Annotated in this window: 19 protein-coding genes and 1 pseudogene; 13 read left to right on the top strand and 7 right to left on the bottom strand. The window is 72.0% G+C overall.

What is annotated here, in order from left to right:
• Positions 1-16 precede the first annotated feature (16 nt).
• From LV457_RS01660 to LV457_RS01635, 6 genes are all read left to right on the top strand, one after another.
• Positions 17-850, top strand: coding sequence for a DUF5336 domain-containing protein (locus tag LV457_RS01660; protein ID WP_232168624.1), 834 nt, complete (start codon positions 17-19; stop codon positions 848-850).
• 50 nt (positions 851-900) lie between these two features.
• Positions 901-2,157: a DUF6350 family protein gene (locus tag LV457_RS01655; protein WP_232168622.1), complete on the top strand. Its 1,257-nt coding sequence runs from the start codon at positions 901-903 to the stop codon at positions 2,155-2,157.
• A gap of 9 nt (positions 2,158-2,166) precedes the next feature.
• Positions 2,167-2,796: a phosphoribosylglycinamide formyltransferase gene (gene purN / locus LV457_RS01650; protein ID WP_232168621.1), complete on the top strand. Its 630-nt coding sequence runs from the start codon at positions 2,167-2,169 to the stop codon at positions 2,794-2,796.
• A 25-nt stretch (positions 2,797-2,821) separates the two neighbouring features.
• Positions 2,822-4,399: a bifunctional phosphoribosylaminoimidazolecarboxamide formyltransferase/IMP cyclohydrolase gene (gene purH, locus LV457_RS01645; RefSeq protein ID WP_232169189.1), complete on the top strand. Its 1,578-nt coding sequence runs from the start codon at positions 2,822-2,824 to the stop codon at positions 4,397-4,399.
• A 70-nt stretch (positions 4,400-4,469) separates the two neighbouring features.
• A complete protein-coding gene (locus LV457_RS01640) occupies positions 4,470-5,852 on the top strand; it encodes an ATP-binding protein (RefSeq protein WP_232168620.1) in 1,383 nt (460 codons plus the stop codon).
• Entirely contained in the window at positions 5,845-7,833 is a 1,989-nt protein-coding gene (locus LV457_RS01635) for a VWA domain-containing protein (RefSeq protein ID WP_232168619.1), read from the top strand. The genes LV457_RS01640 and LV457_RS01635 overlap by 8 nt, the downstream gene beginning before the upstream one ends.
• Positions 7,834-7,866: 33 nt before the next feature.
• Here LV457_RS01635 and LV457_RS01630 read toward each other — a convergent pair whose 3' ends face one another.
• Genes LV457_RS01630 through LV457_RS01600 form a run of 7 tightly spaced genes read right to left on the bottom strand, consistent with a single transcriptional unit; the run spans position 7,867 to position 16,977 of the window.
• Positions 7,867-8,460: a DUF1707 domain-containing protein gene (locus tag LV457_RS01630; RefSeq protein WP_232168618.1), complete on the bottom strand. Its 594-nt coding sequence runs from the start codon at positions 8,458-8,460 to the stop codon at positions 7,867-7,869.
• A 45-nt stretch (positions 8,461-8,505) separates the two neighbouring features.
• Positions 8,506-9,285, bottom strand: a complete 780-nt coding sequence (locus LV457_RS01625) for an enoyl-CoA hydratase family protein (RefSeq protein WP_232168617.1) — start codon at positions 9,283-9,285, stop codon at positions 8,506-8,508.
• Positions 9,285-10,445, bottom strand: a complete 1,161-nt coding sequence (locus LV457_RS01620; RefSeq protein ID WP_232168616.1) for an acyl-CoA dehydrogenase family protein — start codon at positions 10,443-10,445, stop codon at positions 9,285-9,287. Before LV457_RS01620 ends, LV457_RS01625 begins: the two co-directional genes overlap by 1 nt.
• Positions 10,442-12,514, bottom strand: coding sequence for a biotin carboxylase N-terminal domain-containing protein (locus LV457_RS01615; protein ID WP_232168615.1), 2,073 nt, complete (start codon positions 12,512-12,514; stop codon positions 10,442-10,444). Before LV457_RS01615 ends, LV457_RS01620 begins: the two co-directional genes overlap by 4 nt.
• Before the next feature lie 5 nt (positions 12,515-12,519).
• Positions 12,520-14,109: an acyl-CoA carboxylase subunit beta gene (locus LV457_RS01610; protein WP_232169188.1), complete on the bottom strand. Its 1,590-nt coding sequence runs from the start codon at positions 14,107-14,109 to the stop codon at positions 12,520-12,522.
• A gap of 34 nt (positions 14,110-14,143) precedes the next feature.
• On the bottom strand, positions 14,144-15,292 hold the full coding sequence (locus tag LV457_RS01605; protein WP_232168614.1) for an acyl-CoA dehydrogenase family protein: 1,149 nt from the start codon (positions 15,290-15,292) through the stop codon (positions 14,144-14,146).
• Positions 15,289-16,977: an acyclic terpene utilization AtuA family protein gene (locus LV457_RS01600; RefSeq protein ID WP_232169187.1), complete on the bottom strand. Its 1,689-nt coding sequence runs from the start codon at positions 16,975-16,977 to the stop codon at positions 15,289-15,291. The genes LV457_RS01605 and LV457_RS01600 overlap by 4 nt, the downstream gene beginning before the upstream one ends.
• A gap of 238 nt (positions 16,978-17,215) precedes the next feature.
• On the opposite strand from LV457_RS01600, the gene rpmF reads away from it, so the two are divergent.
• The 7 genes and pseudogenes from rpmF to LV457_RS01565 form a co-directional block, all read left to right on the top strand.
• A complete protein-coding gene (rpmF, locus tag LV457_RS01595) occupies positions 17,216-17,389 on the top strand; it encodes a 50S ribosomal protein L32 (protein WP_232168612.1) in 174 nt (57 codons plus the stop codon).
• A gap of 63 nt (positions 17,390-17,452) precedes the next feature.
• Complete coding sequence (locus tag LV457_RS01590) at positions 17,453-18,139, top strand: response regulator transcription factor (protein WP_232168611.1); 687 nt, start codon at positions 17,453-17,455, stop codon at positions 18,137-18,139.
• Positions 18,136-19,563 (top strand): HAMP domain-containing sensor histidine kinase, encoded by a 1,428-nt coding sequence (locus LV457_RS01585; protein WP_232168610.1) that lies wholly within the window; start codon positions 18,136-18,138, stop codon positions 19,561-19,563. Before LV457_RS01590 ends, LV457_RS01585 begins: the two co-directional genes overlap by 4 nt.
• 107 nt (positions 19,564-19,670) lie before the next feature.
• On the top strand, positions 19,671-20,993 hold the full coding sequence (locus tag LV457_RS01580) for a S1C family serine protease (protein ID WP_232168609.1): 1,323 nt from the start codon (positions 19,671-19,673) through the stop codon (positions 20,991-20,993).
• Complete coding sequence (locus tag LV457_RS01575; RefSeq protein ID WP_232168608.1) at positions 20,990-21,526, top strand: molybdenum cofactor biosynthesis protein B; 537 nt, start codon at positions 20,990-20,992, stop codon at positions 21,524-21,526. The genes LV457_RS01580 and LV457_RS01575 overlap by 4 nt, the downstream gene beginning before the upstream one ends.
• A 51-nt stretch (positions 21,527-21,577) precedes the next feature.
• Positions 21,578-22,075, top strand: a complete 498-nt coding sequence (locus LV457_RS01570; RefSeq protein WP_232168607.1) for a molybdenum cofactor biosynthesis protein B — start codon at positions 21,578-21,580, stop codon at positions 22,073-22,075.
• 586 nt (positions 22,076-22,661) lie between these two features.
• A pseudogene (locus tag LV457_RS01565) lies at positions 22,662-22,739 on the top strand (porin); the annotation flags it as partial.

Here is a 22,739-nt window from a genome sequence, read left to right as displayed (position 1 = left end):
GCACAGGAGAGACGACATGACCTACCCGCCCGGCAACGCCGGCTACCCGTCCGCGTCGCAACCCGGTCAGTACGGCGGCCAGGGAGCGCAGCCCGACCAAGGTTCATCGGGCGACAGCAAGCTGCCCAAGCTGCTGACAGCGGCGGCGGCGGTGCTCGGACTGGGTTCCTACGTCGCGGCGTTCGGGCCGTTCTTCGACGACACGGATGTGCGCGTCGACGTCTCGGCCGCGGTGCTGCTGTCGATCCTGGCGGCGATGCTCGCCGTCGCCACCCTGCTGCCCAAGCAGCGCAACTACACCTCGCTGGTGGCGGCGCTGTCGGTGACGGCGTTCCTCGCGGCGCTGGTGCAGCTGGTGACCCCGCCGGACAACGCGTCGGTCGGCTGGGGCCTGATCGCGCTCGTGGTCTTCACCGCCCTGCAGGCCCTCGCCTCGGTGGCCAACCTGCTGTTCCACTCCGGCGTCATCAGCCCGCCGGCGCCCCGCCAGAAGTACGACCCCTACAGCCAGTACGGTGCGCCGGGCCAGTACTACGGCCCGCCGAGCGGACAGCTCCCGGTGTCGCAGCAGCGTCCGGGCGGTTACGGCCAGCCGCAGCACGGCGGCTACGGCGGCAGCACCGGGGGCTTCCCGGTGCAGGGCCAGCAGCCGCAGTACGGGCAGCCGCAGCAGGGTGGTCAGCCGCAGGGCGGTCAGCCGCAGCACAGCGCCTCGGCCACGCCGCCCACCGGGTACCCGAGCTTCAGCCAGCCGCCGGGCTCCCCGCAGCAGCCGGGCCAGCAGCCCACCCAGCAGATCCCCACCCCGACGCAGCAGCTCTCGCAACCCGGCCAGCAGCCGCCGTCCTGATCGGCGCCGCTACGCCGGACGGCGCGTCGCGTGCGGTTGGATAGTCGGCGGTGAACGACAAGCTCGCAGCGCCAGATCCCCGCCAGGCCCGCGACCTGCTGACCGTGGCCTTCGGGCCGGCGGTCGCGGCGCTGGGGATCGTCGCGGCGGTCGTGCTGCTGCAGCTGGTGATCGCGAACAGCGACATGACCGGCGCGTTCGGTGCCATCGCCAGCATGTGGCTCGGCGTGCACCAGGTGCCGGTGTCCATCGCCGGACGTGAGCTGGGCGTCATGCCGCTGCTGCCGGTGCTGGCGATGGTCTACGCCACGGCGCGCACCACGGCGCACGCCACCCCGCCGACCACCTCACCGTTCGTCGTCCGCTGGATCGTGGCATCGGCGCTGGCGGGTCCGCTGCTGCTGACCGCTGTCGCGCTGGCAGTCATCCACGACGCCGCGTCGGTGCTCACCGACCTGCAGACACCCGACTCGCTGCGGGCCTTCGGCGGCGTGCTCGCGGTCCACGCGATCGGGGCGGCGTGGGGCGTCGGCTCACGGGTCGGACGGCGCGCGCTCGCCGCGTCGCCGCTGCCCGACTGGTTGGCCGACGCGGTGCGGGCCGCGTTCGCGGGGGTGCTGGCGCTGTGCGGGCTGTCCGGCGCGGTGGTGGCCGGCTCGCTGATCGTGCACTGGGGCACCATGCACGAGCTCTACTCGATCACCGACTCCTGGTTCGGTCAGCTGAGCCTGACGGTGCTGTCGGTGCTCTACATCCCCAATGTCATGGTGGCCGCCGCGGCGGTCGCGGTGGGCGCGAGCGCGCACGTCGGTCCGGCCACCTTCAGCGCCTTTGCGGTCTACGGCGGCAACGTGCCGGCGGTGCCGGTGCTGGCGGCCGCGCCCACCCCGCCCCTGGGCCCGGTGTGGGTGGGTCTGCTGATCATCGCCGCCGCCGCGGCCGTGGTGGTGGGGCAGCAGTGCGCCCGCCGCCCCGCGCCGCTGCCCACGGCGCTGGCGAAGGTCGGCGTCGCGGCGATCGGGGCGGCGGTGACGATGGCGGTGCTCGGCTACGCCGCTGGCGGCCGGCTCGGGAACTTCGGCGAGCTCGGCGTCGACCAGGTGACGATGGTGATGGCCGTGCTGCTGTGGTTCGCGGTCGTCGGAGCGCTGACTGCGGTTTTGGCCGGCGGCGTGCACCGCGTCCCGACCCCCGAACCGGCGCCCGCGCCGCAGCACGTCGACGAGGCCGACCCCGGCTCGCCGGACGACGGCGACCACCCGACGACGCCCAGCCCGGCAGGCGGCGCGCCACCGCCGGCCCACTAGGCTCGGCGCGTGTCGCAACCGATCCGAGTGCCGCCCAGCGCGCCCGCACGGGTCGTGGTGCTGGCCTCGGGGACCGGCTCGCTGCTGCGCGCGCTGCTCGACGCGGCCATCGGGGACTTCCCCGCGCGGGTGGTCGCCGTGGGCGCCGACCGCGACTGCCGCGCCGTCGGAATCGCGGCCGAGGCGGAGCTGCCGTCGTTCGTCGTCCGGCTGCGCGACCACCACGACCGCGCCGCCTGGGACGCCGCCCTCACCGACGAAACGGCCGCCCACCAACCGGATCTCGTCGTGTCCGCCGGGTTCATGAAGATCCTGGGGCCACATTTCCTCTCGCGCTTCATCGGCCGGGTGGTGAACACCCATCCCGCGTTGCTGCCGGCGTTTCCCGGGGCGCACGCGGTCGCGGAGACGCTGAGCTACGGCGTCAAGATCACCGGCTGCACCGTGCACCTGGTCGACGCCGGCATGGACACCGGCCCAATCCTGGCGCAGCGGGCGGTGCCCGTGCACGACGACGACGACGAAACGTCGCTGCACGAGCGGATCAAGGTGGTCGAACGCGAACTGCTGGTCACCGTGCTGGCGGCGCTGGCGACGCGCGGCGTGACCTGGACCGGACGGAAGGCGACCCTGGGATGACGCTATGGCGAGGAGCACGACTGTGATGCGCACCGACACCGACACGGCGAAGAAGCCCATCCGCCGCGCGCTGATCAGCGTCTACGACAAGTCCGGGCTGGTGCCGTTGGCGCGCGGCCTGCACGACGCCGGCGTCGAGCTGGTGTCCACCGGGTCGACCGCGAAAACCGTTGCCGCCGAGGGCATCCCCGTCACACCGGTGGAGGACGTCACGAGGTTCCCGGAGATCCTCGACGGCCGGGTCAAGACACTGCACCCGCACGTCCACGCCGGGCTGCTGGCGGACCTGCGCAAGCCCGAACACGCCTCGGCGCTGCAGGACCTGGGTGTCGCGCCGTTCGACCTCGTCGTGGTGAACCTGTATCCGTTCACCGAGACCGTGGAATCGGGCGCGGACGTCGACGAGTGCGTCGAACAGATCGACATCGGCGGCCCGTCGATGGTGCGCGCCGCCGCGAAGAACCACGCGAACGTCGCGGTCGTCGTCGAACCCCTCGGCTATGACGGCGTGCTCGCCGCGGTGCGGTCGGGCGGCTTCACGCTCGCACAGCGAAAGGTGCTCGCGGCGTTGGCGTTCCGGCACACCGCGGAGTACGACGTCGCCGTCGCGACCTGGATGGGCGGCGTGCTCGCGCCCGAGGAACCGTCGCAGCAGCTGCCCGCGTGGTTCGCCGCCACCTGGCGGCGCGCCGATACGCTGCGCTACGGCGAGAATCCGCACCAGCACGCGGCGCTGTACCGCGACGACAGCTCATGGCCGGGTCTGGCCCAGGCGCAACAACTGCACGGAAAAACCATGTCCTACAACAACTACACCGACGCGGATGCCGCGTGGCGGGCGGCGTTCGACCACGAGGACCCGTGCGTGGCGATCATCAAGCACGCCAATCCGTGTGGCATCGCGGTGTCGTCGGTGTCGGTGGCCGACGCGCACCGCAAGGCGCACGCGTGCGACCCGCTCAGCGCGTTCGGCGGCGTCATCGCCACCAACACGACGGTCAGCGTCGAGATGGCCGAGTACGTCAGCACCATCTTCACCGAGGTGATCGTCGCCCCGGCCTACGAGCCGGGCGCCGTCGAGATCCTGGCCCGCAAGAAGAACATCCGGGTGCTGGTGGCGGCCGAGCCGCCCCGCGGCGGGCTGGAGCTGCGACAGCTCAGCGGCGGGCTGCTCCTGCAACAGCGCGACGCCCTGGATGCCGCCGGCGACGACCCCGCGAACTGGCGGCTGGTGGCCGGGTCCGCCGCCGACGACGCGACGCTCGCCGACCTGCTCTTCGCATGGCGGGCCTGCCGCGCCGTCAAGTCCAACGCGATCGTCGTCGCCACCGACGGCGCCACCGTCGGGGTGGGCATGGGGCAGGTGAACCGCGTGGACGCGGCGCGGCTGGCGGTCGAGCGGGGCGGTGACCGGGTGCGCGGTGCCGTCGCGGCGTCCGACGCGTTCTTTCCGTTTCCCGACGGGCTGGAGACGCTCACCGCCGCCGGCGTGACGGCGGTGGTGCATCCGGGTGGATCGGTGCGCGACGACGAGGTGACCGCCGCCGCGGCGGCCGCCGGGATCACGCTCTATCTGACGGGCGCGCGCCACTTCGCGCACTGACGCGACCTCCGCGGACAGCGCCGAGGTGGTTCCCGGTGCCGCTGTCGGGGAGCAGTCGTAGCGTGGAGTGGTGACTCAACCCAGCGACTTCCCTCGCACCGTCGCCGAACTGCGTGCCGCCGGGCACCGGGAGCGGGGACTCAAAGAGGAGATCCGCACCAACCTCCTGACGGCCCTGGCCGAGGGCCGTGACGTCTGGCCAGGCATTTTCGGTTTCGAGGACACCGTGTTGCCGCAGCTCGAGCGGGCGCTCATCGCCGGGCACGACGTGGTGCTGCTCGGCGAGCGCGGGCAGGGCAAGACCCGGCTGCTGCGCTCTCTGCAGAACCTGCTCGACGAGTGGACGCCGGTCATCGACGGCGCCGAGCTCGGCGAGCATCCTTACCATCCGATTACGCCGGAGAGCATCCGCCGCGCGGCCGAGCTCGGCGACGAGCTGCCGGTCCGGTGGTGGCACCGCAGCGAACGCTACTTCGAGAAGCTCGCGACGCCGGACACCAGCGTCGCGGACCTGGTCGGCGACATCGACCCGATCAAGGTGGCGGAGGGGCGCAGCCTGGGCGATCCCGAGACCATCGCGTTCGGGCTGATCCCGCGGGCGCACCGCGGCATCGTTGCGGTCAACGAGCTGCCCGACCTCGCCGAGCGGATCCAGGTCGCCATGCTGAACGTGATGGAGGAGCGCGACATCCAGGTGCGCGGTTACACGCTGCGGCTGCCGCTCGACGTGCTGGTGGTGGCCAGCGCCAACCCCGAGGACTACACCAACCGCGGGCGCATCATCACGCCGCTCAAGGACCGGTTCGGCGCCGAGATCCGCACGCACTACCCGCTGGAGCTCGACGCCGAGGTGGGCGTGATCCGGCAGGAGGCGCACCTGTCGGCGCAGGTGCCCGACCACCTGCTGCAGATCATCGCGCGCTTCACGCGGCAGCTGCGCGAGAGCTCGTCGGTGGACCAGCGCTCGGGAGTGTCGGCACGGTTCGCGATCGCGGCCGCAGAGACCGTCGCCGCGTCGGCCCGGCACCGGTCGGCGGTCCTCGGTGAGGACGAATCCGTCGCCCGCGTCGTGGACCTCGGCACGATCATCGACGTGCTGCGCGGCAAGCTGGAGTTCGAGTCCGGCGAGGAGGGCCGCGAGCAGGCGGTGCTGGAGCATCTGCTGCGCCGGGCCACCGCCGACACCGCGCAGCAGCTGCTCGGGGGCATCGACGTCGGGCCGATCGTCACTGCGGTCGACGGCGGATCGCCGGTCACGACGGGTGAGCGGGTGTCGGCCCGCGAGGTGCTGGCCGCGCTGCCCGAGGTGCCCGCCGTCGCGGCGATCCAGCAGCGGCTGGGCGCGGCGTCCGAGGGCGAGCGGGCAGCGGCGATCGAGCTGGCGCTCGAGGCGCTCTACCTGGCGAAGCGGATCGACAAGGTGTCGGGCGAAGGCGAAACCGTCTATGGCTAGGACCGGTCATGGCCGCTCGGCGCGGTACTCGCGCTACACCGGCGGACCCGACCCGCTGGCGCCGCCGGTGGACCTGCGCGAGGCGCTGGAGCAGATCGGCGAGGACGTCATGGCGGGCACCTCGCCGCGGCGCGCGCTGTCGGAGCTGCTGCGGCGCGGCACCCAGAACATGCGCGGCGCCGACCGGTTGGCCGCCGCCGCCAACCGCAAGCGGCGGGAACTGCTGAGCCGCCACAACCTCGACGGCACGCTGGCCGACATCAAGAAGCTGCTCGACGAGGCGGTGCTCGCCGAGCGCAAGGAGCTCGCCCGCGCCCTCGACGACGACGCCCGGTTCGGCGAACTGCAGCTGCAGTCGCTGTCCCCGTCGCCGGCGAAGGCGGTGCAGGAGCTCGCCGACTACGACTGGCGGTCGCCGGAGGCGCGGCAGAAGTACGAGGAGATCAAGGACCTGCTCGGCCGCGAGATGCTCGACCAGCGGTTCGCCGGCATGAAGCAGGCGCTGGAGAACGCCACCGACGAGGACCGCCAGCGCGTCAACGAGATGCTCGACGACCTCAACGACCTGCTCGACAAGCACGCCAACGGCGAAGACTCGCAAGCCGACTTCGACGAGTTCATGGCCAAGCACGGCGAGTACTTCCCGGAGAACCCGCGCAACATCGACGAACTGCTCGACTCGCTGGCCCAGCGCGCGGCCGCCGCACAGCGATTCCGCAACAGCCTGTCGGCCGAGCAGCGGGCCGAGCTCGACGCGCTGGCGCAGCAGGCGTTCGGGTCGCCGTCGTTGATGAACGCGCTCAACCGGCTCGACGGCCACCTGCAGGCGGCCCGCCCCGGCGAGGACTGGACCGGCTCGGCGCGGTTCAGCGGCGGCGACCCGCTGGGCATGGGGGAGGGCGCGCAGGCGCTCGCCGACATCGCCGAGCTGGAGCAGCTCGCCGAGCAGCTGTCGCAGAGCTACGCCGGCGCCACGATGGACGACGTCGACCTCGACATGCTGGCCCGGCAGCTCGGCGACGACGCGGCGGTCGACGCGCGGACGCTCGCCGAACTCGAGCGGGCGCTGATGAACCAGGGATTCTTCGACCGCGGCGCCGACGGGCAGTGGCGGCTCTCGCCGAAGGCCATGCGGCAGCTCGGGCAGGCCGCGTTGCGCGATGTGGCGCAACAGCTCTCGGGCCGCCACGGCGAGCGCGAGACGCGCCGGGCGGGAGCGGCCGGCGAGCTGACCGGTGCGACGCGCGCCTGGCAGTTCGGCGACACCGAGCCGTGGAACGTCACCCGCACCATCACCAACGCCGTGCTCCGCCAGTCCGGCACCGGCACCGTCGAGGTGCCGCTGCGGATCGCGGTCGAGGACGTCGAGGTGTCGGAGACCGAGACGCGCACGCAGGCGGCGGTGGCGCTGCTGGTCGACACCTCGTTCTCGATGGTGATGGAGAACCGGTGGCTGCCGATGAAGCAGACCGCGCTGGCGCTGCACCACCTGGTGAGCACGCGCTTCCGCTCCGACGCCCTGCAGATCGTGGCGTTCGGCCGGTATGCGCGCACGGTCACCGCGGCGGAGCTCACCGGGCTCGAAGGTGTCTACGAGCAGGGCACGAACCTGCACCACGCGCTGGCGCTGGCCGGCCGTCACCTGCGTCGGCATCCGAACGCCCAGCCGGTGATTCTCATCGTCACCGACGGTGAACCGACCGCGCACCTGGAGCACTACGGCGGCGGTGCGGAGAGCTCTTCAGTGTTCTTTGACTACCCGCCGCACCCGCGCACCATCGCGCATACCGTGCGGGCCTTCGACGAGGTGGCCAAGCTCGGCGCGCAGGTGACGATCTTCCGGCTCGGGGACGACCCGGGGCTGGCGCGGTTCATCGACCAGGTCGCCCGCCGGGTGGCCGGCCGCGTCGTCGTGCCCGACCTCGACGGACTCGGCGCTGCCGTGGTCGGCGACTACCTGCACGCCCGGCGTCGCCGTTGACGTCTGTGCGGCTTGCGACGCGCCCGGCGCCGGTCAGTCGGCGGCCGGCTTACGCTTGCGCGGCTTGCGCCGGATACCGACGCTGCCGAGCAACGAGAAGCCGCGGACCCGCACACACGGCGCGCCCGGCGTGCCGGTGCTGCCGTCCTCGGCCCCGCCGAATGCGCCGATCACGCCGACACCGGAGACGTCGAGGTTCACCTCGGGCGGCACCACGATGGTCTGCCCGCCCATGATCGAGTAGCTGTGGATCTCCACGTCGTGCGCGGTGAAGTCGGCGTAGCGCAGGTCGATCACGCCGCTGCCGAACAACGCGAAGCTGCGCAGCCGGTGCGGCACATTCCACCGGCCGCGCCGCTCGAAGCCGCTGAGGATGGCCAGCAGCGTGGTCGGCGGCGCGGGTTGGCACAGCCCCGCACCCCGCGGCATCGTCGCGCCCGGCAGGTCGGAGCTCAGCCGGTCCAGATCGGCATGGGTCTCCGCGGCGTACACCTTGGCGAGCCGGTCCTCGTACTCGCTGAGCTCCAGCCGGCCCTGCGAGGCGGCATCCGTCAGCAGCTGGGCCACCTGCATGCGGTCGGTGTCTGCGGCCCGCTTCGATGCGCTCCGGTGCGGCGTCTTGCTCATCGGCAGAAAGCCTACGACGTCATCTCGCCGCTGCCCACCAAACCCCTAACTTGACGGCGACGGCGGTCCGGGCGCCCACTGCGGCGGGCGCTTCTGCAAAAAGGCGAGCATCCCCTCGCGCGCCTCGTCGGAGGCGAACAAGCGGGCCGAGGTGTCGGCGAGCACCTCGGCGCGGCGGTCGAACCCGTCGAGCACCGCCGCTGTGAACAGGCGTTTCGATTCGGCGAGCCCCTGGGGCGAACCGAGCAGCAGCTGCCCGGCGATCCGGTCGACAGCGGCCGGCACGTCGTCGGCCGCCAGCGTCACCAGGCCGATCGCCGCGGCCTCCGCGGGGCCGAACTTCTCCCCGGTGAGGTAGTAGCGGCTCAGCGCCCGCGGTGACAGCTTGGGCTCGAGCGTCAGCGAGATGATGGCCGGCGCCACCCCGAGCCGGGCCTCGGTCAGTGCGAAGGTGCAGCGCGGGCCGGCCACGACGATGTCGCAGGCCCCCACCAGCCCGAACCCGCCCGCGCGGACGTGCCCGTCGACGGCGCCGACCACCGGCAGCGGGGACGCCACGATCGCCCGCAGCAGCGCCGCCAGCTCCCGGGCGCGGTCCGCGGCCCCCGCGGCCGGGTCGCCCGTCGCCTCCGACAGGTCCGCGCCCGCGCAGAACGTGCCGCCGGTGTGGCCGAGCACCACCACCCGCACGCCCGGATCGGCCTGCGCCTCGGCGAGCCGCGCATGGAATTGCGCCACCAGCGCCGCCGACAGCGCGTTGCGGTTGTGCGGGGAGTCCAGCGTCAGGCGGGCGACGCCGCCGTCGACGCGGTAGTCGACCAGCATCAGTACGACCGGGGCAGGCCCAGCGACGTCTGCGCGACGAAGTTCAGCACCATCTCGCGGCTCACCGGCGCGATGCGCGACAGCCGCGAGGCGGTGACCGCGGCGGCGATGCCGTACTCCTTGGTGAGCCCGTTGCCGCCGAGCGACTGCACGGCCTGGTCGACGGCCCGCACCGACGCCTCGCCCGCCGCGTACTTCGCGATGTTGGCGGCCTCGGCGGCGCCGGCGTCGTCGCCGCTGTCGTAGAGCGTGGCGGCCTTCTGCATCATCAGCTTTGCCAGCTCGATCTCGACGTAGTTCTGCGCCAGCGGATGCGAGATGCCCTGGTGGGCGCCGATCGGCGTCTTCCAGACCTGGCGGGTCTTGACGTAGTCGACCGCCTTGTTCAGCGCGAAGCGTCCCATGCCGACCGCGCTCGCCGCGCCCATGATCCGCTCCGGGTTCAAGCCGGCGAACAACTGCGCGATCGCGGCGTCCTCGGAGCCGACGAGCGCGTCGGCGGGCAGCCGGACGTCGTCGAGGAACACCTGGAACTGGTTCTCCGGGCTGATCAGCTCCATCTCGATCTTGGTCCAGGACAATCCGGGCGTGTCGGTCGGCACGACGAACAGTGCGGGTTTGAGGTTCCCCGTCTTGGCCTCCTCGCTCCGGCCCACGACGAGCACCGCCTGCGCCTGGTCGATGCCGGAGATGTAGACCTTCTGGCCGGACAGGATCCAATCGCTGCCGTCGCGACGGGCGGTCGTGGTGATCCGGTGCGAGTTGGAGCCGGCGTCGGGTTCGGTGATCGCGAACGCCATGGTGATCGAGCCGTCGGCGAGGCCGGGCAGCCAGCGCTGCTTCTGCTCGTCGGTGCCGAACTTGCTGATGATCGTGCCGTTGATGGCGGGCGAGACCACCATCATCAGCAGCGCGCTGCCCGCGGCGGACATCTCCTCCATGACCAGCGACAGCTCGTACATGCCGGCCCCGCCGCCGCCGTACTCCTCGGGCAGGTTGACGCCGATGAAGCCGAGCTTGCCCGCCTCGGCCCACAGCTCGTCGGTGTGCGCGCCGGCGCGGGCCTTCTCCAGGTAGTAGTCCTGGCCGTAGTTGGCGGCCATGGCGGCGACGGCCTGACGCAGCGCCTGCTGCTCCTCGGTTTCCACGAAGCCGGTCATTGCGGTTCTCCTTCTGCTGCTGCTGCGCTGTCGATGCGTGCGAGGACGGTGCCGACCTCGACCTGTTGGCCCGCGGCCACGTTGAGTTCGGCCAGCACGCCGTCGGCGGGTGCGCTGATCGTGTGTTCCATCTTCATCGCCTCCAGCCAGAACAGCGGTTGGCCGGCGGTGACGGCGTCTCCGGCGCTCACGGCGACCCGGACGACCGAACCGGGCATCGGCGCGACGAGCGAGCCGTGCGCCAACGCCGCCCCGGGATCGGGGAAGCGCGGCACCGCGGCCAGCGTGACCGCACCGAGCGGCGAATCGACGAACACCTCGCCTTCAGGGGCGGGCGAAGCGGCGGGGGAGGGCGACCCGGAGGCGAGCGAAGCGACGGGGGAGGTCGACCCGGGGGCGAGCGAAGCGACGGGGGAGGGCGAGACGCGGGCGACGGCGAACGGCCGGTCGACGCCGTCGATCCGCAGCACCACCTCGTCGGGACGGGCGGTCACCAGCGCGACGCCGGGGTCGTCGGGCAGCCGCAGCGCGTCGCGGTCGTAGCGGTAGGCGACGCGGTGCTCGTCGCCCGCACCGTCGGCGTAGGTCGCGACCTGGTACCCCGACGCCAGATTGCGCCAACCGCTCGGCGCCGACGGCAGCACGGCGGCGTCGCGGCGGCGGCGTGCCGCCTCGGCGAGCGCGGCCGCGACGGCCGACCAGCGCACCGCCCGCGCGTCGGCGAGCGGGGCCGCCAGCACGTGCAGGCCATGGGTGTCGAAGAACGCGGTGTCGGTGTCGCCGTCGCGGAACGCCGGCAGCCGCAGCACGTTGACCAAAAGATCGCGGTTGGTGCGCACGCCGTGGATGCGGGCGCGCTGCAGCGCGTCGGCCAGCAGCGCCGCGGCCTGCCCCCGGCTGGCGCCGTAGGAGATGACCTTGGCGAGCATCGGGTCGTAGTGGACCGACACGACCGAGCCGTCGCGCACCCCGGAGTCCACCCGCACGCCGGGGCGACCGAGGACCGTGAACGCCGTTGCCGCTGCCGGGAATTCGACGCGGTGCAGCCTGCCCGCCTGCGGCTGCCAGTGCGCGGCGGGATCCTCGGCGTAGAGCCGCGCCTCGATCGAATGTCCGTGCGTGACGGGCGGTTCGGCGGGTAAGCGCTCGCCGTCGGCCACCTGCAGCTGCAGCTCCACCAGATCGAGGCCGGTGGTCTCCTCGGTCACCGGGTGCTCGACCTGCAGCCGGGTGTTCATCTCGAGGAAGAAGAAGTCGCCGTGGGTGCCGGCCAGGAACTCGACGGTGCCGGCGCCGGCGTAGCCGATGGCCTCGGCCGCCAGCCGCGCCGCCTCGAACAACCGCTCCCGCATGCCCGGGGTGCGTTCGACCAGCGGTGAGGGCGCTTCTTCGATCACCTTTTGGTGGCGCCGCTGGATCGAACATTCGCGTTCGCCGACGGCCCACACGGTGCCGTGCGCGTCAGCCATGATCTGGACCTCGATGTGATGGCCCGTGGCCAGATAGCGCTCGCAGAACACGGTCGGGTCGCCGAACGCCGACGCGGCCTCGCGCTGCGCCGCGGCCACCTCGTCGGAGAGCGCGGCGACGTCGTGCACCACCCGCATGCCGCGCCCACCGCCGCCCGCCGACGCCTTCACCAGCACCGGCAACTGCTCGGCGGTGACGGTCGCCGGGTCCAGTTCGGCGAGCACGGGCACGCCGGCCGCCGCCATCAGCTTCTTGGCCTCGATCTTGCTGCCCATCGCGCGGACGGCCGCGACGGGCGGGCCGATCCACGTCAGGCCCGCGTCGATCACCGCCGCCGCGAAATCCGGGTTCTCGGAGAGGAATCCGTAGCCGGGGTGGACGGCGTCGGCGCCGGCGGCCAGGGCGGCGGCCACCAGCTGTCGGGCGTCTAGGTACCCGGACACGCCGTCGAGCCGCACTCGCGCATCCGCTTCGGCGACGTGCGGGGCGTCAGCATCGGGATCGGTGTACACCGCGACGGTGCCAAGGCCGAGCCGCCGGCAGGTGGCGAACACCCGCCGGGCGATCTCTCCGCGGTTGGCGACCAGTACCCGTTGCATGCCGCTCACATCCGGAAGACGCCGAAGTTCGACGTCCCCTCGATCGGGCCACTGGCGATGGCGGACAGACACATCCCGAGCACGGTGCGGGTGTCGCGCGGGTCGATGACCCCGTCGTCGTAGAGCCGGCCGGACAGGAACATCGGCAGCGACTCGGCCTCGATCTGCGCCTCGATGGCCGCCCGCAGAGCGGCGTCCGCGGCGTCGTCCACGGTCTGCCCGCGAGCCTCGGTGGCGGCGCGGTTGACGATCGAGATGACGCCCGCCAGCTGCGCTCCGCCCATCACGGCCGACTTCGCGCTCGGCCAGGCGAACAGGAAGCGCGGGTCATAGGCGCGCCCGCACATGCCGTAGTGGCCGGCGCCGTAGGAGGCGCCGATCAGCAGCGAGATGTGCGGCACCGTCGAATTGGAGACTGCGTTGATCATCATCGAGCCGTGTTTGATCATGCCGCCGGCCTCGTACTGCTTGCCCACCATGTAGCCGGTGGTGTTGTGCAAGAACAGCAGTGGCGTGTCCGAGCGGTTGGCGAGCTGGATGAACTGCGTCGCCTTTTGCGACTCCTCGCTGAACAGCACGCCGCGCGCGTTCGCGAGGATGCCGACGGGGTAGCCGTGGATGCGCGCCCAGCCGGTCACCAGCGACGAGCCGTACAGCTCCTTGAACTCGTCGAAGTCGGAGTCGTCGACGACCCGGGCGATGACGTCGCGCGGGTCGAACGGGATCCGGAGATCCGGCGGCACGACGCCGAGCAGTTCGGCGCTGTCATAGCGGGGTTCGGTCGCCGGCTGCGGCGCGGGACCGCGCTTGCGCCAGTTCAGCCGGCTCACGATGCGGCGGCCGATGCGCAGCGCGTCGAGCTCGTCGACCGCGAAGTAATCAGCGAGACCCGATGTGCGGGCGTGCATCTCGGCGCCGCCGAGCGTCTCGTCGTCGGATTCCTCGCCGGTGGCCATCTTCACCAGCGGCGGGCCGGCGAGGAACACCTTGGAGCGCTCCTTGATCATCACCACGTGGTCGCTCATCCCGGGGATGTAGGCGCCGCCGGCGGTCGAGTTGCCGAACACCAGCGCAATCGTCGGGATGCCGGCCGCCGACAGCCGGGTCAGGTCGCGGAACAACTGCCCGCCGGGGATGAACACTTCCTTCTGCGTGGGCAGGTCCGCGCCCCCGGACTCCACCAGCGAGATCACCGGCAGCCGGTTCTCGAAAGCGATCTGATTGCCGCGCAGCGTTTTCCGCAGCGTCCACGGATTGCTCGTGCCGCCCTTGACGGTGGGGTCGTTGGCGACGATCAGGCATTCGACGCCGCTGACGACGCCGATACCGATCACCACGCTCGCGCCCACCGTGAAGTCGCTGCCCCAGGCGGCCAGCGGGCACAGCTCCAGGAACGGCGAGTCGGGGTCGACCAGCAGCTCGATGCGCTCCCGCGGCGTCAGCTTCCCGCGGGCGTGGTGCCGTTCGACGTACTTCGGCCCGCCGCCGGCCAGCGCCTTATCGTGTTCGGCGGCCACCTCGGCCAGCTTGGCCGACATGGCCTCGGCGGCGTCGACGTAGGACGCCGAGCGCGGATCGAGGGTGGAGCGCAGCAGTGTCATGGGCGATCCGCTCCGCTTGTCGCTGCCGTCACGCCTGGTAGCCCAACGCCTTGGCGGCCAGCGAGGTGAGGATCTCGGTGGTGCCGCCGCCGATGCCGAGGATGCGCATGTCGCGGTATTGCCGCTCGACCTCGCTCTCGGCCATGTAGCCGAGCCCGCCGAACAACTGCACCGCCTGATGCGCCACCCACTCGCCGGCTTCGACGGCGGTGTTCTTCGCGAAACACACCTCGGCGATCAGGTTGTGGTCACCCGCCAACTGCCGTTCGACGACGTGGCGGGTGTAGACGCGGGCGACGTCGATGCGGCGGGCCATCTCGCTCAGCGTGTTCTGCACCGCCTGGCGCGCGATCAACGGCCGGCCGAACGTCTCCCGGTCGCGGCACCACTGCACCGTGATGTCCAGGCAGCGCTGCGCGCTGGCGTAGGCCTGCGCCGCGAGTCCCACCCGCTCGGACACGAACGCCGCGGCAATCTGGGCGAAGCCGGAGTTCTCCGCCCCGACGAGGTTCTCGGCGGGTACCCGCACGTCGGTGTAGGACAGCTCGGCGGTGTCCGACGACCGCCAGCCCATCTTCTCCAGCTTGCGCCCGACCTCGAAGCCGGGCGTGCCCTTCTCGACCACCAGCAGCGACACCCCGGCAGCGCCCGGGCCGCCGGTGCGCACCGCGGTGACGACGTAGTCGGCGCGGACGCCGGAGGTGATGTAGGTCTTGGCGCCGTTGACGACGTAGTGGTCGCCCTCCCGGCGGGCGGTGGTGGTCAGGTGCCCGACGTCGGAGCCGCCGCCGGGTTCGGTGATCGCCAGCGCGCCGATCAACTCGCCGCGCAGCGTGGGCGTGACGAACGTGTCGATCAGCCGCCGGTCACCGGTCGCCGCCATGTGCGGGGTGGCGATGCCGCAGGTGAACAGCGACGCGAACACGCCACCCGACACCCCCGCGGTGTGCAGTTCCTCGCAGATGACCAGGGCGTCCGCGCCGTCGCCACCACCGCCGCCGACCTCCTCGGGCATCCCGGCGCCCAACAGCCCGGCCTCGCCGGCCCGCCGATGCAGCTCACGCGGCAACTCGCCGGCGCGCTCCCACTCGTCGACGTGCGGCAGGATCTCCCGCTCGGCGAAGGCTCGCACCGTCTTGCGCAGCGTTTCGCGCTCGGGCGTCGTCCAGATGCTCATGACAGCAGGTCCTCCGGGATGTCGAGGTGACGGCTTCGCAACCATTCGCCGAGGCCCTTGGCCTGCGGGTCGAAGCGGGCCTGGTACGCGACGCCGCGGCCGAGAATGCCGTCGACGACGAAGTTGAGCGCCCGCAGCTGCGGCAACACGGTCCTGCTCACCGGCAGCCCGGCGGTCTCGGGCAGCAGCTCGCGGAGTCGGTCGACGGTCAGGGTGTGGACGAGCCACGGCCACTGCTCGGGTGATCGCACCCAGACGCCGATGTTCGCGCTGCCGCCCTTGTCGCCGCTGCGGGCGCCCGCGACCGCCCCTAGCGGTGCCCGCCGCATCGGGCCGGGCTGCGGCGGGTGCGGCAGCGCGGGCTCGGCGACGGGCTGCAGCGCGCGGGTCTCGACGGCCGGGGAGATGTCGACGCGGGTGCCGTCGGGATGCACGGCGACGTGCGGCACCTGTGCGACGGGCACGTAGGCGGGCGCGAAGACGCCGTACACCTGGCCGTCGCCCGGCGGTGCGGTCGCGTGGAAGCCGGGATAGCTGGCGAGCGCCAACTCGACGGCGGCGCCGGAGAACCGGCGGCCCACCTTCGCCGGGTCGGGGTCGCGGACCACGCACCGCAGCAGCGCGCTGGCCGTCTCCTCGGTGTCGGCGTCGACGTGGTCGGTGCGCGCGAGGGTCCACTGCAGCTCGGCCGGCCGCGCGGAAAGCGCCGCGTCGAGCTGGCGCCGCACCAGGTCCGCCTTGGCGTCGACGTCCAGGCCGGTCAGCACGAACGTCATCTCGTTGCGGAAGCCGCCGACCTCGTTGAGGCTGACCTTCAGGTCCGGCGGCGGCGCCTCACCGCGAACCCCGTGCAGGCGCACGCGGTCGGGGCCGTCGTCGTCAAGCGCGACCGAATCGAGGCGCAGGGTGACGTCGGGGTTGGCGTAGCGGGCGTCGCCGACCTCGTAGAGCAGCTGCGCGGTGACGGTGTCGACCGTGACCGCCCCGCCGGTGCCCGGATGTTTGGTGATCACCGCGGAGCCGTCGGCGGCGATCTCCGCGAGCGGGAAGCCCGGGTGGCGGAGGTCGGGCAGCTCGGTGAAGAACGCGAAGTTGCCGCCGGTCGCCTGCGTGCCGCACTCGATGACGTGCCCCGCGGCCACCGCGCCCGCGAGCGCGTCGTAGTCGGTGCGCGACCAGCCGAAGTGCGCGGCCGCGGGACCGACGGTCACCGAGGCGTCGGTGACGCGGCCCGTCACCACGATGTCGGCGCCGGCGTTCAGGCAGTCGACGATGCCCCACGCACCCAGGTAGGCGTTCGCCGCCAGCGGCGTCCCGGGCAGCCCGAGTTCGGCGGCTCGGCCCGCGAGGTCGTCGCCTTCGACGTGCGCCACCCGCACCGGCACGCCCACCTGCTGCGCGAGCGCCCGCACGGCGTCGGCCAGACCGGCGGGATTCAGTCCGCCGGCGTTGGTGACGATTCGCACCCCGGCGTCCGACGCCAGCCCGAGACAGTCCTCGAGCTGGCGCAGAAAGGTCTTGGCGTAGCCGCGCGCCGGGTCCTTGGCGCGGTCGCGGGCCAGGATGAGCATCGTGAGTTCGGCGAGGTAGTCGCCGGTCAGATAGTCGAGCTCACCGCCGGTGAGCATCTCGCGCATCGCGGCCAGCCGGTCGCCGTAGAAGCCCGAGCAGTTGCCGATGCGCACCGCGCGCCGGGCCGCTGTCACCACTCGAACTCCGATCGCTGCGCTCCCTACCAACTGGTAGGTCAGCAGCAGGCTAGCCGATCCCGGCGGTACCGCGTCAAGGCACGACGGGGCGACCCGACCTCACGGCGCTTTGGAGACACCGCGGCCAAGCGGCTATCCTGAGGTCAACTTTTCGTCGCCGGTGAGCTGTTCACGTCCGCGGCCGCAATCGTTCGATCCCGAAGGAGCCGTACCCATGGCTGTGCCCAAGCGCCGGATGTCGCGTGCGAACACCCGCAGTCGACGCGCCCAGTGGAAGGCCAAGCCCGCCGAACTGGTCGGCGTGACCGTGGGCGGCCGCCAGCACAAGGTGCCCCGCCGCCTGCTCAAGGCCGCCCGCCTCGGCCTGATCGACCTCGACCGCCGCTAGCACCGCCGCGCGCCGCGGCGCGCCTCTCAGCCGGATCTCAGGCGGCTGGCCGACACTGAACCGGTGCGTCTACTAGTCGTCGACGACGATCGCGCGGTCCGCGAGTCGCTGCGCCGCTCCCTGTCCTTCAACGGCTACACCGTGTCGCTGGCCCAGGACGGCGTCGAAGCGCTCGAAGCCATCACCGCCGACCGGCCCGACGCGCTGGTCCTCGACGTGATGATGCCGCGGCTCGACGGCCTGGAGGTCTGCCGGCAGCTGCGCAGCACCGGCGACGACCTGCCCATCCTGGTGCTGACCGCCCGCGACTCGGTCTCCGAGCGGGTGGCGGGACTCGACGCCGGCGCCGACGACTACCTGCCCAAGCCCTTCGCGCTGGAGGAACTGCTCGCGCGTATCCGCGCCCTGCTCCGCCGGACCGCCGCCGACTCCGCCATCGAATCGCCGGCGCTGACGTTCGCCGACCTCAGCCTCGACCCCTCGACCCGTGAAGTCACCCGCGGTGACCGGCGCATCAGCCTCACCCGCACCGAGTTCGCCCTGCTGGAGATGCTGATCGCCAACCCGCGCCGGGTGCTCACCCGGAGCCGCATCCTCGAGGAGGTGTGGGGCTTCGACTTCCCGACCTCGGGCAATGCGCTCGAGGTCTACATCGGCTACCTGCGCCGCAAGACCGAGGCGCAGGGGGAGTCCCGGCTCATCCACACCGTGCGCGGCGTCGGCTACGTGCTGCGGGAGACGCCGCCGTGATCTCACCGGCGGCGGCGCCGAACTCGCTGTCGCTGCGGGCGCGGGTGATGCTGCTGGCGATGTCGATGGTGGCGCTGGTGGTGGTGCTGATGGCGGCGGCGGTGTACGCGGTGGTGTCGGCCGCGCTGTACCAGGACATCGACAACCAGCTGCAGAGCCGCGCCCGGCTGCTGATGGACAGCGGCTCGCTGGAGGCCGATCCGGCCAAGGCGATCGAAGGCACCGCGTACTCGGACGTGAACGCGGTGCTGATCATCCCGGGCCGCACCCGCTTCGCGGCGAACCAGGAGGGGCAGAGCCTGCCCATCGGTGCGCCGGAGAAGGACGTGGTGTCCGGCCGGCTGCTGCTGTCGCTGCGGACGGCTGACCACCAGCGGGTGCTCGCCCTGCGGCTGTCGAACGGCAGCACGCTGATGCTGTCGAAGAGCCTCGACCCGACGGACGTCGTGTTGCGACGTCTGGGCACGGTGCTGCTGATCATCGGCGGCGCCGGGGTGGTGATCGCCGCGGTCGCCGGCGGCATGGTCGCCCGGACCGGGCTGCGGCCGGTGCGGCGCTTGACCGAGGCGGCCGAACGGGTCGCCCGCACCGACGACCTGCGGCCGATCCCGGTGGCCGGCAGCGACGAGCTGGCCCGGCTGACCGAGAGCTTCAACATGATGCTGCGGGCGCTCGCCGAGTCGCGCGAGCGGCAGGGCCGGCTGGTGTCGGACGCGGGCCACGAGCTGCGGACGCCGCTGACATCGCTGCGTACCAATGTCGAGCTGCTCATGGCCTCGATGGCGCCGGGCGCGCCGCGGCTGCCGGAGGAGGAGATGGCGGGCCTGCGGGCCGACGTCATCGCCCAGATCGAGGAGTTGTCGACGCTGGTCGGCGATCTCGTCGACCTCACCCGCGACGATGCCGGCTGCGTGGTGTACGAGGCGGTCGAGCTCGTCGACGTCGTCGACCGCTGCCTCGAGCGGGTTCGACGGCGCCGCAACGACATCCAGTTCGATGTCGACGTCGTCGGCTGGCAGGTCTTCGGCGATGCCGCCGGCCTGTCGCGTGCGGTCCTCAACCTGATGGACAACGCCGCGAAGTGGAGCCCGCCCAACGGCCGCGTCACCGTGCGGCTGCGGCAGACGGATCCGGCGCATGCGGACCTGACAGTGGCCGACCAGGGGCCGGGCATTCCGCCGCAGGAACGTGCGCTCGTGTTCGAGCGGTTCTACCGGTCGACGCAGGCCCGGGCAATGCCGGGCTCGGGCCTCGGACTCGCGATCGTCAAGCAGGTGGTGCTCAAGCACGGCGGCAGCCTGCACATCGAGGACACCGTTTTGGGGGGCAACCCGCCGGGTACGACGATCCACATGTTGCTCCCGGGGCGCCCGTCGTCGACGGGGCCGGCGGTCGTGTCGGCGGCCGAAAAAGTCTCGGGATGATGCGAACTCCTTCTCAGTGCGTTCTCAGACCACCCGAGCACGCTGATGGCATCGCATAATCCGTCCCGGACAGCAGCCGGGCAGTGAACAGGAAGCGACCGCGCGACATGACGAACCCGAGGTTCTCGCCCCCTCCGCCTGGCCGTGACCAGGACACCGGTTTCCGTGAGCGGCAGTCGGTTACGGGCACAACGCCCTATCCGTCGTCGTATCCGTACGACTGGCGGTATGCGCAGCAGCCCTATCGGCAGGGGTACCCGCAGTACGGCGACCCCGGCGCCCGGCACCCGCAGACCGGGGCCTACCCCACCCGCCCGGAGCCGCAGAAGCGTTCGCGGGCAGGTGCGTTGACGGCCGGGGCGGTGGCGCTGGCACTGGTGTCGGGCGGCATCGGCGGTGGCGTGGCGCTGCTCGCGCAGCCCGACCGGCCCACGACCACCACGACCCTCGGCGCACCGGCGACGCCGGGAGTGCCCGCGGCCGCCGCCGCGCCGCAAGGCTCGGTGGAGCAGGTGGCGGCCAAAGTCGTGCCCAGCGTGGTGAAGCTGGAGATCGTCACCGGCCGCGCGATGTCGGAAGGCTCGGGCGTCGTCCTCTCCGCCGACGGGCTCATCCTGACGAACAATCACGTGATCGACGCGGCGAACACCCGCACGACGGGCGGACGGCCCGAGACCACGGTGAGCTTCCACGACGGTCGCACCGCGCCGTTCGAGGTGGTCGGCGCCGATCCGGCGACCGACATCGCCGTGGTCCGGGCGCAGAACGTGTCCGGGCTGACCCCGATCGCGCTCGGCTCGTCCGCCAATGTCCGGGTCGGTCAGCAGGTCGTCGCCGTCGGCTCACCGCTGGGCCTGGACGGCACCGTCACCTCCGGCATCGTCAGCGCGCTCAACCGGCCGGTGTCGTCGGCCGGGAACAGCCGAGACCAGAACACCGTGCTCGACGCCATCCAGACGGACGCCGCGATCAACCCCGGCAACTCCGGCGGCCCGCTGGTCAACATGAACGGCGAGCTGATCGGCATCAACACCGCGATCGCCGCGCTCGGCGGCGACTCGCCGGAATCGCAGGGCGGCAACATCGGCCTCGGCTTCGCCATCCCGGTCGACCAAGCCAAACGCATCGCCGAACAGCTGATCAGCACCGGCAAGGCGACGCACGCATCCCTCGGCGTCCAGGTCGCCAACGACGTCAGCGTCAACGGCGCCCGGATCGCCGAGGTGGTCGGCGGTGGCGCTGCCGCGGCGGCCGGCCTACCCACCGGCGTGGTGGTCACCAAGGTCGACGACCGGACCATCACCAGTTCGCAGGCGCTGGTCGCCGCGGTGCGCTCCCGGGCTCCGGGCGACAAGGTGACGCTGACCTACAGGGACGACTCGGGTGCCGAGAAGACCGTCGAGGTCACGCTCGGCGAGGCGCCGCAGTGATCCGCGCCGTCGCGCCGGCCGAGCTCTCGGTGGTCGCGCCGGCCGACCCGGCGTTCGTCGGGCGGGCGCTCGTGGTGGTGGTCGACGATCGCGCCGCACACGGTGACGTCGCCGACGCCCGCGGGCCGCTGGTGACCGAATTGCTGGTCGAAGCCGGTTTCATCGTCGACGGCGTCGTGGTCGTGGCGTCCGACGAGGTGGAGATCCGTAACGCCTTGAACACGGCGGTGATCGGCGGCGCGGATCTGGTGGTGTCGGTCGGGGGGACCGGCGTGTCGCCGCGGGACGTCACCCCGGAAGCAACCCGCAGCGTGCTGGATCGCGAACTGCTGGGGATCTCCGAGGCCATCCGGTCCTCCGGGCTGGCGGCCGGCGCGGTCGACGCCGGTTCCTCGCGGGGTGTGGCCGGCATCTCCGGAAGCACCCTCGTGGTGAACCTGGCGGGCTCGCGGTCGGCCATCCGCGACGGCATGGCGACCTTGAACCCGCTCGCGACCCACGTGATCGACCGGCTGTCCACGTTCGACGCCTGATCGCGCCGGAGCCGCCGCCGTCCTGTCGGTCCACAGCGATACGGTGTTGCCATGGAACAGGCGGCGGAGTTGGTGGGTCGCGCGCTGGTGATCGTCGTCGACGATCGCACCGCGCACGGCGACGAGGACGACCACAGCGGACCGCTGGTCACCGAACTGCTCGGTGAGGCGGGTTTCCTCGTCGACGGGGTCGTCGTCGTGGCGGCCGACGAGGTCGAGGTGCGCAGCGCGCTCAACACCGCCGTCATCGGCGGCGTCGATCTGGTGGTGTCGGTGGGCGGCACCGGTGTCACTCCCCGCGACATCACGCCGGAAGCTACCCGCGACGTGCTCGACCGGGAGTTGCTGGGCATCGCCGAGGCCATCCGCGCGTCGGGCCTGGCGGCCGGCATCGTCGACGCCGGCCTGTCCCGCGGACTCGCCGGGATCTCGGGCAGCACGCTGGTGGTCAACATCTCCGGCTCGCGGTTCGCTGTGCGCGACGGCATGGCGACGCTGACGCCGCTGGCCCGGCAGATCATCGGCGAGCTGTCGAGTCTGGAGATTTGAAGGCGTGCCGGCCGCGGGTCGGCGCCCGCGGGTATCCCGGCATCGCCCCGTCGGACACGCCGCGCCCGCTCGGCAAACTGTGATCTTGACCACAAGGAGGAGGTGCCGCGATCACCCCGGACCGCGACGGTTCACCGTCAGTTAAGGGAGACCCGCCGGCCGAGCCGTCCTCGGCTCGCCGGGAACGCGGTGGCCACGAGCATCCCGACGAGCGGGATCGCGACGACTGGCTGCGCGAGAACGTACCGCCGCACCACGGTTGAAGCCGGCGGACAGCGGCCCACCACGGCCCCGAACTCGAGGCCGGAAGCGGCGCGCCGCCGTGCCCCGACGCCTCGCTGCGCGACCATCCAGCAAACGGTTCGCCGGCGGCGTCCGGGAGGCCGCGACGCGTGCCCTTCCGTTGCCCGGCGCCGGGGCCACCGATATGTTCTCCCTGTCAACGATTGGCACAACGTAAGAGCGGCCTGTGAGAACCCTCATTCGCTGCTCGCGCCAACCGTGCAGTGAGCACGATGACTGCACACACAACCGAATGATGGTGGACCGCGGGTGATCCGGCACCGTCGAGACAGTCAGGGAGATGATGAAGGCAATCGGTCGGGTGCTCGTAGCTCTGGTCGCTGCGGTCGCGGCGTTGTTCGTGAGCACGGGTACGTCGCAT

The organism is Mycobacterium sp. MYCO198283, from assembly GCF_021213805.1.
Lineage (GTDB): Bacteria > Actinomycetota > Actinomycetes > Mycobacteriales > Mycobacteriaceae > Mycobacterium.
This window is presented reverse-complemented; position numbering and strand designations above follow the sequence as displayed.